At 36.2% G+C, this 10229-nt stretch carries 15 protein-coding genes; 9 read left to right on the top strand and 6 right to left on the bottom strand.

Features of this window, described 5'->3' with window-relative positions; all coding sequences use genetic code 11:
• The first annotated feature begins 1066 nt into the window (after positions 1–1066).
• Entirely contained in the window at positions 1067–1696 is a 630-nt protein-coding gene (locus K339_RS0108700) for an AAA family ATPase (protein ID WP_028523256.1), read from the top strand.
• A 70-nt stretch (positions 1697–1766) separates the two neighbouring features.
• A complete protein-coding gene (locus tag K339_RS0108695) occupies positions 1767–2033 on the top strand; it encodes a hypothetical protein (protein WP_028523255.1) in 267 nt (88 codons plus the stop codon).
• Between the two features lie 90 nt (positions 2034–2123).
• On the opposite strand, the gene K339_RS0108690 is transcribed toward K339_RS0108695, so the two are convergent.
• The 3 genes from K339_RS0108690 to K339_RS0108680 form a co-directional block, all read right to left on the bottom strand.
• A complete protein-coding gene (locus K339_RS0108690; RefSeq protein ID WP_028523254.1) occupies positions 2124–2528 on the bottom strand; it encodes a hypothetical protein in 405 nt (134 codons plus the stop codon).
• A complete protein-coding gene (locus K339_RS35845) occupies positions 2521–3252 on the bottom strand; it encodes a P-loop NTPase family protein (protein WP_211243789.1) in 732 nt (243 codons plus the stop codon). The genes K339_RS0108690 and K339_RS35845 overlap by 8 nt, the downstream gene beginning before the upstream one ends.
• Positions 3253–3333: 81 nt before the next feature.
• Positions 3334–3708 (bottom strand): hypothetical protein, encoded by a 375-nt coding sequence (locus tag K339_RS0108680; RefSeq protein WP_028523253.1) that lies wholly within the window; start codon positions 3706–3708, stop codon positions 3334–3336.
• 337 nt (positions 3709–4045) lie between these two features.
• Here K339_RS0108680 and K339_RS0108675 point away from each other — a divergent pair, with 337 nt between their 5' ends.
• From K339_RS0108675 to K339_RS33025, 4 genes are read left to right on the top strand one after another with little or no spacing between them, the layout of a single operon-like run.
• A complete protein-coding gene (locus K339_RS0108675) occupies positions 4046–4390 on the top strand; it encodes a plasmid mobilization protein (protein ID WP_028523252.1) in 345 nt (114 codons plus the stop codon).
• Complete coding sequence (locus tag K339_RS0108670) at positions 4387–5394, top strand: relaxase/mobilization nuclease domain-containing protein (RefSeq protein WP_028523251.1); 1008 nt, start codon at positions 4387–4389, stop codon at positions 5392–5394. The genes K339_RS0108675 and K339_RS0108670 overlap by 4 nt, the downstream gene beginning before the upstream one ends.
• Positions 5391–5582: a hypothetical protein gene (locus K339_RS0108665; RefSeq protein ID WP_028523250.1), complete on the top strand. Its 192-nt coding sequence runs from the start codon at positions 5391–5393 to the stop codon at positions 5580–5582. Before K339_RS0108670 ends, K339_RS0108665 begins: the two co-directional genes overlap by 4 nt.
• Positions 5579–6124, top strand: a complete 546-nt coding sequence (locus tag K339_RS33025; RefSeq protein ID WP_051397891.1) for a M23 family metallopeptidase — start codon at positions 5579–5581, stop codon at positions 6122–6124. Before K339_RS0108665 ends, K339_RS33025 begins: the two co-directional genes overlap by 4 nt.
• Positions 6125–6209: 85 nt before the next feature.
• On the opposite strand, the gene K339_RS0108655 is transcribed toward K339_RS33025, so the two are convergent.
• The 3 genes from K339_RS0108655 to K339_RS0108645 all read right to left on the bottom strand — a co-directional run bounded on the left by K339_RS0108655 (position 6210) and on the right by K339_RS0108645 (position 8959).
• Positions 6210–6566, bottom strand: coding sequence for a helix-turn-helix domain-containing protein (locus K339_RS0108655; RefSeq protein ID WP_028523249.1), 357 nt, complete (start codon positions 6564–6566; stop codon positions 6210–6212).
• A 10-nt stretch (positions 6567–6576) separates the two neighbouring features.
• Positions 6577–6879 carry a type II toxin-antitoxin system HigB family toxin gene (locus tag K339_RS0108650; protein ID WP_028523248.1) on the bottom strand — a complete coding sequence of 101 codons (303 nt, stop codon included), beginning with the start codon at positions 6877–6879 and terminating at the stop codon, positions 6577–6579.
• A gap of 100 nt (positions 6880–6979) precedes the next feature.
• Positions 6980–8959 (bottom strand): type IV secretory system conjugative DNA transfer family protein, encoded by a 1980-nt coding sequence (locus K339_RS0108645; protein WP_028523247.1) that lies wholly within the window; start codon positions 8957–8959, stop codon positions 6980–6982.
• 146 nt (positions 8960–9105) lie between these two features.
• On the opposite strand from K339_RS0108645, the gene K339_RS0108635 reads away from it, so the two are divergent.
• The 3 genes from K339_RS0108635 to K339_RS0108625 are packed head-to-tail and all read left to right on the top strand — an operon-like array spanning position 9106 to position 10229.
• Positions 9106–9417: a DUF4134 family protein gene (locus K339_RS0108635; RefSeq protein WP_037299732.1), complete on the top strand. Its 312-nt coding sequence runs from the start codon at positions 9106–9108 to the stop codon at positions 9415–9417.
• A gap of 51 nt (positions 9418–9468) precedes the next feature.
• Positions 9469–9813, top strand: coding sequence for a DUF4134 family protein (locus tag K339_RS0108630; protein WP_028523245.1), 345 nt, complete (start codon positions 9469–9471; stop codon positions 9811–9813).
• Positions 9813–10229 carry a DUF4134 family protein gene (locus tag K339_RS0108625; protein WP_028523244.1) on the top strand — a complete coding sequence of 139 codons (417 nt, stop codon included), beginning with the start codon at positions 9813–9815 and terminating at the stop codon, positions 10227–10229. The genes K339_RS0108630 and K339_RS0108625 overlap by 1 nt, the downstream gene beginning before the upstream one ends.

Genomic DNA, 10229 nt, shown 5'->3' with positions numbered 1-10229 from the left:
ATGTTCAGATTGACTTATAAAATGTTCAGATTTTTTGATATAAAACATTGATTTATAGTTAATTAAGACACTCTGCAAATATATTACAAATATTTACAAATAATCACAAAGTTGTGTTTTGCGCATGTGCGCACAAAAAAAAAGATGGCTTTTAGGGTAATAAGGAACAAAAAAATTGAATGAAAAGAGAAAAAACAAAAAACACAATATTGACATTAACCAAAAAAGGGGAGCGGCAACTAAATACTAAGTAATTTAGTTGCAATGTGCTGATTATCAGATATTTAGTAAAATATAGGCATACCCTTAAAAAAAGCTAACATGTATAGTAATGTAGGTGCTAAATGATTTATCTGGTTGTAATGCTCTGTATAACAATAAGTTATATTGGTTTTGTATTAAATGTCTTTAAATTTAGGATAAGTTTCATCCAAACACTACTGTTCTTGAAAAAACGCTCATAAATGGATTTTAAGGCGTTTATCCTACTATCACTACAAAATGATAGATTTAATCGAAAAAGTTTCTCAGAATTAAAATAAAGTGGCTTTTTACAGTAAAGAGTAATGGCTTACCACATTCGGAACGGTTCTATACCTCCTTACACGCCAACATTCCACAGAATGTTTATTTACGTATTTACTTGTTTGAGTAAATACGTAAAATATGTCCCCTACTAGAAACTCTTTTCCTATTTGTAGTGACTGAGAATTGATTCTCTTTCAGTTCGCCATAGTGAATAACCTAACAAAAGCCTGAAACTTCGACTTATTTCAAAAACTGTACTTTTGTCGTAAATACGTATATGAGTAAATACTTATTTACTCATATACGTATTTTTTGCATCTCAAACATAGATTCTATTAGTAACTGATTAACTAATACGCTGCTATGATGTTGATTCTAATTTTTGGTTCATCACAGTGAATATCTTAAAAAGAGCAAGGGACTTTAACTTATTTCAGAAAAATCGTATTTTTGTCGTAAATACGTATTTAAGTGAATACTTGTTTAAGTAAGTACGTATTTACTTATTTAGCTTTTAACCAATTATCTTTATTCAACAATGATTATAAGTGTTACCAGTTTAAAAGGAGGTGTAGGGAAAAGCACAATTGCGCAGAATTTAGCCGTCTGTATGGCTCATAACGGTTATAAAGTTTGTATAGCTGATGCAGACACAAATCAAAGTTCATTACGTTGGTCTTCTCTAAGGAGCGAAGAATTACCAGTTATACCCGCTTTTGGTACACCTGAAAAAACACTTTCTGCTAACATAAAACAATTGGCGTTAGACTATGAGATTGTTATTATTGACGGAACGCCTACACTGGACAAAATCACTAGTAAAATTATTTTGTTAGCTGATATACTCATCGTTCCAATATTACCAAGCGGGTTAGATATATGGGCTACAGAACAGTTTTTGGAGCGTTATGAAGATGCAAAGATTGAGAAGGAAAAAGATATACCCGCATTTATGGTTCTAAATCAGTTCCAATCAAATATTACCTTCAACAAGGAAGTAAAGGAGGCCTTGACAGAAACATCAATTCGATTGTTTAATTCAACACTACGACCCCGAACGGCTTATAGGGAGGTAGTAATTCAGGGAAAGGGTGTCTTGGAATATAAAGACGAAAAAGCTAAGGTAGAATTCTTAGAGCTTTATAATGAGATTGTTAATCTAATATGACGGAATGTTCAAATACTTATTTAAGTATTTGAACATTTACTTATTTGAGTAAATACTTAAATTTCTTACTATGGAAAAAGAAACTAAATTTGGCTTAAAAACGGCAATTAAAATGCCCCCCAAAAAAGAGATTAAAGTCGAGGTTGTTGAAGTAGAGAAAACAGACAAAGCAGTTCAGGCAATTCATAGCGGAAAGGGAAAAGTTGTAAGGCTCAGTTTAGATGTGGAAGAGGAGATGTATAAAGAATTAAAAATACATCAAATCCGAAAAGGCTTTAAAACGACAAGAGAATATTTACTTCACCTAATTGCTAGTGACATTAACCCTGGAGCCTGAAACTCCAGGGTTAAACACTTTCGTGTACGGTCTTGCTCTATTCCTTCCTGACGGTACGCCTACCGCTTTGGTCCGCTTTAAGCAAGTTCTTTAGGGGTTAATCAGAACTCCCTTTTGATTTCCTCTATTGACCACTTTATAGAATTTACTATCGATAAAATAGGTTTGTGTTGAGTCGTTGTATTGTATGACTGACTCAAGTTTTTCTAACTTTCGTCTGTTCTCAGAAAAAAACATCAGTAAGAAAGCAACGATGAGCATACCAAGGAAGCACCAGACGCCCCAGCCCCAACGAGCAAAAAAGATGTCAAGCGGTTTCCCTTTGTCGTAATAATGTTGATGAGTAGTAATAGAGCCTTTGATTTTTTCAGTGAGGCTATTGGTAGAGCTTACTACGCTATCTAATGTAATTAATAGCGGAATAATGCTCTCATCAATCTTGCTTTCTGGAATGTCATATTTTTTAGAAAGTTCGTGTATTTTCTGGCTATACATGGCTCGATGAGGTTTGAAACTCTTTCATTACTTGGTTAAATTTCAATTTGGATGCAAAAGGTAATGTATCAGCAGTAGAACCATCTGCCAGCATTTTGACGATGTCTTTGGCAGATTGACTAAAGCCAAGGTCACCAAAAGGAATTAATTGAGTTTTTAGAGCATTTGTTGTGATTAAATTTTCAAGCGTTGATTTAGTAGTTTCTCTTGAGTCGATTCCTCCTGAAAGACCCACATTGTAAAACCAATTGACCGTAAAGTAGTCCTGAGCTAGGGTAGTTAAAGCTTGGGAATAATTAAGACAGGCCGAAACAGTATCATTACCAGCAATCACTACACTGAATGTAATAGTGACCCCCAACATATCTGAGGCTTCTTTTAAAGTATCAGCAGAAAACTCATAACGAAGAAATTTGAGGAACTCTTCACTTTCAGGAGCACCAAAGTCAACATAGATTTTATTGGGCTCGGCTTGTGAAAAGACTTGTAACATGTTTAAAAATTCTTCGCGTTCAATTTTCTTATTTTCATCTAAAATAGAGTAATGACTTACTCGATGCTGGCCAACCAAACCAGCCAACCTGGCATTGGATGTTTGGGTAGAGTTATCCAAATCAATAAAGATGACAGCTTCATTATCTTTATATTGATTGGCCAAAAGCCAAACGAGGAAAGATTTACCAACACCCCCTTTAGATTGGAGGATAAAATTTAATTGTTTCATGGTTTTTGCTGATTTAGCCATTGTAATATATACTTAAAGTTAATATGGCATTTTGGTAGGTTGCTTTTGGCTGGTAGTACCTTATTTTTTCCCAAACTTAGAAAAGAAGTCTGCGTTTCGATTTATTCGTTTCTGCTCCTGTTTCTTTTTAACTTCTTCTTGAATTTGTGCATAAACATCAACTTCTGGATTAGGGGAAGTTATGTCTGTGTTCTCTGTATTTTCAATCGGTTGCAGACTATTTTTAACAGTTATTTTTTCCTTATTTGTTCGGGCTTTGAGTTCGATAAGTTGTTTAGCTGTTATGTGAATATCATGGTCTTTTGCTAACCAATCAGCCACGGCATCATAGGTGTATCCCAGTTGTAATTTGGGGAGTACATAAGTAAGCAGATGAATACCCCATTTGCGTTTACCGTCCAGTTTCCTTTTTCTAATTTCTTCAATAGTAAGCATTTTGTTTGTATTTAAGAGAGTTTTAAAAAGTTGAGGTTGACAAAATTAAGATAAAAACACAATAAAGCGATATTAAGACAATATTATAGCAATAATAAAACAATATTAAGGTGATTTCGTCGAATTAAAGCAATATTATGGCAATAATAAGACAATATTTTAGTGGTGGGGAAAAAATAGGAGAGGGGTTGGATAATTGAGGTCAAATAATTTACTTTGTGAAGGGGGAGCAAGATGGGTTTTTGCCAAGGCAAAACATACGGTGCAAGCACCTCTAACTGACTCCGTCTCCTGACAAAGGGCTTTCCGTTGACCCCTTAAAAAGCCAATATTGAACATGGAAGCTAGAAAAAAAGGCGGGCGCCCGCCGTTGGGTGAATCCAAAAAGACAGAAGAAATAGTAGTCTCGTTTACCAAAAAGGAAATGGAAGTATTGGCAGGAAAAGCGGCTGAAGTTAATATGAGCATACAGGACTTCCTGCGAGAATTGGTGGCTAAGGGTTATGTCAAAAATATTGATACCCCCGAACAACGAGAAATAAAACGTCAGTTGATTGCCTTGTCGAATAATGTCAATCAGTTAGCAAAATTAGCCCACTTGAATGGATTAAAGATAATGCAAAAACAGGTAAGTGAGGTACTTGATTTTATTGATGAACTATTAAAAAAATACAAAAAGTGATTGCTAAGGTATTAGGGACAGGAAAAAGTTTTAGCGGAAAAATCGACTACCTCTTTGAAGGCAAGCTGGAGGAGCGGCAGGCAGAAGAGAAACAGGCCACTATTGTTACCTACGGAGAATCCCTAAGAGTACCCTATGACTATACCGACAGCTCAGGCATAAAAAGGATGAAAGAGGACTTTATTAATCATTCAAAATCGCATAAAAATTACAATAATGATAGAGGGTATATTGGAGAACATGTATTAAGTTTCGAGTCCAGTGATTTGGAAAAGATCGAAGGAAAAACAGACTTGAAAGGGATAACAAACGAATATATCAAGTTACTAGGCATTGATGCGTCTCAGTATGTCGCTATTGCCCACAATGATACAAATCACCCTCATGTTCATATTTTGTTCAATCGCTTAACTTTAGATGGAAAAAAATATGATGACTTTCAAGAAAAAAAACGAGGAATGTACGCGAGTATCGTTTTATCACAGAAATATGGTATTCCATTGGCTGGCAGTCTAAGAGAAAAGGTAAAAGATGTACAGGTTAAAAAGATGAGGTCAACAATGGAAGATTTTAGAAACCTTCCGAAACAATCTATTCTTAATCAAGCTAAGAATTTTCATCATTTGATGAAATTGGCTGAGTCCCAAAATATCCCTGTAAAAGATGGAATTACTGTAACGAATGTAGGAGGTACAGCCTATCGTAGAAGCGATTTAGAGGTGATGTTTTGGCAAAATAGGAGCCAGAATCCTAGTCAAGAGGCAAAAAATATAACTCCTAATAATCAACGAGAAACTCAAACTCAAGAAATCAACCCTATAAATAATAATACAGTTGATGGTAAGAAGGAAGAAGTAAAATTCGTTTCTGTGAATATATTAGCTAATAAATCGGAAGACGGGCAAGCTACTAACGATAAAAAATACCGTGTGCCCAAAGCAAAAATTCCTGATTACAAACAAAAGATTGATAAATTGAAAACAACTAAACAAATTAAATTATGACGCTGCTATTTTTTATCAAAAGCTCGTGTATCGCTATTGTTGCTCTGTATTTAGCTTCAGTTAATATGTTTAAAACAAACAAGAGAGGTTCTGGAGTGCGGCCAGCTCCCAAACCATTTTCGTTTTATCCTAAGAAAGAAAATGGTTTGGAAAGGGGATACTTAAAAGATTTATTTAAACAGGCATGAAGGTCTTTGTCTTTTTTCTAGTAAGCTTATTAGATAGTACTAATACAGAGGTACGTAGCAGTCTTATTAACCAAGAGTCTTTTAATTTTTTGATTAAAAACAACCGGGTAGAAGCTGCCCGAGTTCCTTGTATTATCCCAATAAAAAATTTCGATGGGACTCGTGTATCTTCTATATACGGAATTAGACAGCATCCTGTCTTTAAGAAGATGAGACAGCATCATGGTTTTGATATTGCTTGTGGAAACCAGCCAATTATCGCGGCAGGGACTGGGATTGTTTCAAAAACTGGGTATAGCAAAGGACTAGGAAATTTCATTAAAGTAATTCACGGAAATGGATATGAAACTACTTACGGCCACCTTTCTCAGGTATTGGTGAGAAAAGGTGATATTGTAAAGCTTGCCCAAGAAATAGGAATAGCGGGTAGTACAGGATTATCAACAGGAACGCATTTGCATTATGAAGTCAGATTTCAAGGGCAATTGCAAGACCCCATACATTATCTTCTGTTATTGTATAGGGTAATGTTAAAAAAGTAAACTTTAGTTTTTGATACTTAGAGGGCTTCTTTACTGAAAACGTTTGTTAATTTGGCAAGGTCGTTACCGAATGTGCCGAGTCTAATCAACGAGCAAGCAAAATACTCGCGGGAATGCCAAGTTCATGATACAAAGACTTTATCATTTTGATGGTTAAGCCCGTTTTTCTGTTCAATAATTCAGAAACTTTGCTTTTGCTTCCTATATAGGGAACAAGGTCTTTTTGTTGTAACCCTCTTTCTTGCATTTCATATTTAATTGCTTCAATAGGATCCAGTTCTGGCATTGGGCATACTTTATTTTCATATTCATCTGCCAAAATTGAGAGTACTTCCAATAATTCAAACTCGTAACTATCTGGTTGGCTATCAATCAATTCCTCAATTCTTTTTAAGACTTTTTGATAGTCTTCTGGGGTTTTAATGGGTCTTATTGGCTCCATGTCAACATTTTTAAACGTTTTGAATATCTTTAATTCGGTCATATTCGGAATGAGTACCCACAAAGCGAACATAGCAGATTTGAGTTTGGAAAATAAATAACACAATCAACCGGTACTTGTTATGGGCAATGTTGAAGACGACTCGTCCATTTCCCACAAAATCCGACTTGGGAAATTCAGCGATGATGTCGCTGGGCTTTTGGAAATGCTTGTCCTTGTTGGTGATTTTTTTGAACCAGTGCAGTAGTCCAATTTCAGCATCGGGATACTGATCCCAAAACTCCTTTAATCTTGTTTTAGATACTACTCTCATTGGTTGGGTAAAGCAAAAGTAAAGGAAAAAGTTCCGTTTTTAGGAACAATAGTTTAAATTGACGCAATTGCAAGGAGAAAAAAGGAGGCTAACAAATATTTTAAACTAAACCTTCTTGGTCTTCCCAAGCTAGTAGTTGTTTGATGTCTTCTTTTATCTGGATAAAATTCTCGTTAATTTCTTCATCACTTACTGTAGGTGTGGGAATTTCTTTAAACTCCTTTTTGAGTTCTTCGGTTTCGACGGGGATAAACCCTTTGAATAGTTTTTGCTGGATTTCTTCGCCAAAATTGTCAGCGACTTTACCCACAAAATTACCTTGTGACAGGGTCGTGATTTTAGAGGCAGGGACTAAATTTTGCATCCGTGTACTTTCCGATACTGATATATCTGCCTTCTGGTAAGAAGCACTAAATGAATCTTGATTGGTCTGACCGAACATTTTTGATAGCGTTTCCGCAGTTTGGTTATTAACGGATCCTGAGAAAATTGTACCGCAGGTGTTGACGATAACATTGGCTTGCTCCTTCCCATAATCTTTGGTGAGCTGTTCCATGTCTTGAATTCCCAACCACGTAGCAACGTTGTAACTTCTTACAGTTGCAATGAAATTATCTAGGCCACGTAGGTAGAGAGATGGCAATTCATCAATAAAAAAGCCACTTTTTAACCCTTTCTTCTTAAATCGGTAAATTAGACGCATGATTGTGGCCGTGTAAACTGAAAGAGCGGCCGAGTAGATGATTACTTTTTCTGGATTATTTGCCAGGCATAGGATTTTTGGAGATTCAGGGTTATTAATATCTAAATCAATGTCATTGCCTGACATCACCCAATATATTTTCGGAGAAGAAAGTCGTGCCAGGGCATTTTGGGCACTAGCTACTTGTCCTGCTAATTGGTCGGCGGCTTTGCTTTCCATTGCAACTTTGAACATTGCTATATACGCGCCAAGCTCTTGGTATTTGCCCATGCTATTAAATACTTCCTTGTAGTTAGAGGCAATTAATTCGATACAATGAGGTAATGTACACAAAATACGGCCTTGTAATTGCTTGGCATATTTGCGTTCCATTAGTCTTAAATACCAAATGGACAAGGTGACATAATTAATAGCCGAATCTGCAAAAAAATCACCTTCTTTTTTTATCCATGTTTTGTTGAGATTGAGCATTAAAACTTTTGCTGTCTCATTGGCAGCTTCGATGGAATCTACGTATTTTTCATCTAAGGGATTGGAACGGCTATAAACTTGGTCAAAGTTGATGACCCCAAATTTAGGTATGATAGGCTTGCCATCGTTGGTTCTCCCGAAGGCGAATTGGTCATTCTGTAACGCTTTGTAAAGGGCATTATATGCTTCAATCGACAGGTCTGGGTACTTGATGTCATATACTAAGGCTGTATATCCTTTGTAAATACTTTGCCAAATTGCAGGAATAAGCGTTGTAAAGGTTTTTCCAGAACCTTGAGACCCTAAAACAAGCACTGCCCGTTGCGGATTTATTACGTTAATATAGCCTTCTCTCCACTCATTTTTAAATAGGTATTGTAGTTTGTAGTTAACAGAGTAGGGGTTTATAAGTAACTTCTCATTTTGAGGGAATTGTTCGTTTTCTTCGTTGAAAATGTCAACTTCAGGAATATGGACGATGGATGAAAATTCTAACCCTCCTAAAATGAGTAGCACAACGCCGATGATTTGTATTGAGAGGTAGCCTAATAGATGAGGCCAAGAGGGTTTTAAAGGAAAAATCGTTGAAGATGCTAACATCGTTGTTCCCAAAGTCACTAAAACATTTCCTTTGGTTTTGCTTGCTTTGGGATTGAGTTTCGGGACAGATGACATGGCTAAAAACACACATAAAACCATGATGATGTAAATAGGTAAGTCACTTTCAAAATAGCTCCTATGTCTGTCCATGAAAGTTGAAAATTGGTTTAGAAGATGATTGGAGGGGTGGTAAAGAAGTTTTAAATAGAAATAGAGGCTATTGAAAAACAACACACATACAATTAAGTACATTATCATGTTGTAAATCTCTTTCTCGTACTGTTTCTCTTTTGCCGTTGCGTCCATTGTTGCTAGTTTGTATTTTTTTGTACATTAAAAATATAAAAAAAAGTGTACAAAAATTTGTAAAAAATTTTGTATTTCAAATAAAAGTCTTCTTAATTTGTATTGAAAAATTAATTATTTTAATGTACAAATAGCGCTTTATTTCAATGAAAACAAGACGAATGCTATCAGCCACTGCTTTTCTTGCACTGGCTTCAATGAATGTTTACGCTCAAAAATCTATTTCAGATGGAGCGTCAGCCTTAAATTCGCTCACAAGTGATATGGAAGCTTACATTGACCCTGTAACGACTGTAGTTTATGTGGTAGCAGCGGTTGTAGGATTGGTAGGCGCATTACGCGTATTTATTAATTGGCAAAACGGTAAAGAGAACGTGATGGCAAACGCGACGGGTTGGCTTGGAGCATGTTTGTTTTTGCTGATTGCCAATACGGTACTACGTGCAATGTTTATCTAATGGCATGGGGTCATAGGAAGTGCTCTATGACTCCGTCACTTTCTGGTTATCATGAAAAGAGTGGTTTTTTTTGTTCTTATCTCAAGCAAAGTACTTGCTCAAAACATCGACTTACATTCAAATCAAAACGGAGATTTAGGGATACGGGGGTATTTTTCTAAGCCTTTGGCGGATAAAATTCCATTGTTCGTAGATTTTTCACTGGTTTTAGTGGGTATTGTTGCTATTGTCGTATCTGGTAAAATATACGTTCGCTGGCAAGAGGGGGACGAAAACGTGATTTCACACATCACCCGATGGTTTTTCGGTTTGGTCGTTGTGTTGGCTCTGCTGTTTTTTCTTAAATCCTACTTTCAAGGATATGATTTTAACATTTCTCCTAACCTAAATTTCTGATGGATGCACTTTATGGATATTTCAAACAAATTGCCTATTGGGCATGTGCTGCCGCTGGAGTTGTGGCGGGGTTTAAAATTTACATGCGCTGGAATCGCGGCGAACAAATCACTCACCAGCTTTTTTCGTGGATAGTTTCGCTCTCATCGGTCGGCGCTATTGTCTATGCAGTAGAAACGTATATATATGGAAGTGGGCTACAAGGAGGGTTAGCCATTGGGTGGGCTGGATTACTCGCAACGGAATTATACGAGGTAGTCATGTTGTTTGGTTTGGTTGTTTCGATTGTGTCGGTTATTAGAATTTATACAAAATATACCGAAGGCGAAGATATTGTACCCTTGATTTATCAGTGGGTGGGTAGCCTATTATTTCTTGGGATGTTGGGTTTGATTGTAGAAACATTTATTGGGTAA

It is taken from the genome of Runella limosa DSM 17973 (genome assembly GCF_000482465.1).
GTDB lineage: Bacteria > Bacteroidota > Bacteroidia > Cytophagales > Spirosomataceae > Runella > Runella limosa.
Note: the sequence above shows the minus strand (reverse complement) of the source record. Positions and strands in the feature narration are given on the sequence as shown.

Excerpts from the sequence above, each read along its gene's own strand:
- K339_RS0108700 (WP_028523256.1), top strand. The coding sequence starts at position 1,067 with ATGATTATAAGTGTTACCAGTTTAAAAGGAGGTGTAGGGAAAAGCACA.
- K339_RS0108695 (WP_028523255.1), top strand. The coding sequence starts at position 1,767 with ATGGAAAAAGAAACTAAATTTGGCTTAAAAACGGCAATTAAAATGCCC.
- K339_RS0108690 (WP_028523254.1), bottom strand. The coding sequence starts at position 2,528 with ATGTATAGCCAGAAAATACACGAACTTTCTAAAAAATATGACATTCCA.
- K339_RS35845 (WP_211243789.1), bottom strand. The coding sequence starts at position 3,252 with ATGAAACAATTAAATTTTATCCTCCAATCTAAAGGGGGTGTTGGTAAA.
- K339_RS0108680 (WP_028523253.1), bottom strand. The coding sequence starts at position 3,708 with ATGCTTACTATTGAAGAAATTAGAAAAAGGAAACTGGACGGTAAACGC.
- K339_RS0108675 (WP_028523252.1), top strand. The coding sequence starts at position 4,046 with ATGGAAGCTAGAAAAAAAGGCGGGCGCCCGCCGTTGGGTGAATCCAAA.
- K339_RS0108665 (WP_028523250.1), top strand. The coding sequence starts at position 5,391 with ATGACGCTGCTATTTTTTATCAAAAGCTCGTGTATCGCTATTGTTGCT.
- K339_RS33025 (WP_051397891.1), top strand. The coding sequence starts at position 5,579 with ATGAAGGTCTTTGTCTTTTTTCTAGTAAGCTTATTAGATAGTACTAAT.
- K339_RS0108655 (WP_028523249.1), bottom strand. The coding sequence starts at position 6,566 with ATGGAGCCAATAAGACCCATTAAAACCCCAGAAGACTATCAAAAAGTC.
- K339_RS0108650 (WP_028523248.1), bottom strand. The coding sequence starts at position 6,879 with ATGAGAGTAGTATCTAAAACAAGATTAAAGGAGTTTTGGGATCAGTAT.
- K339_RS0108645 (WP_028523247.1), bottom strand. The coding sequence starts at position 8,959 with ATGGACGCAACGGCAAAAGAGAAACAGTACGAGAAAGAGATTTACAAC.
- K339_RS0108635 (WP_037299732.1), top strand. The coding sequence starts at position 9,106 with ATGAAAACAAGACGAATGCTATCAGCCACTGCTTTTCTTGCACTGGCT.
- K339_RS0108630 (WP_028523245.1), top strand. The coding sequence starts at position 9,469 with ATGAAAAGAGTGGTTTTTTTTGTTCTTATCTCAAGCAAAGTACTTGCT.
- K339_RS0108625 (WP_028523244.1), top strand. The coding sequence starts at position 9,813 with ATGGATGCACTTTATGGATATTTCAAACAAATTGCCTATTGGGCATGT.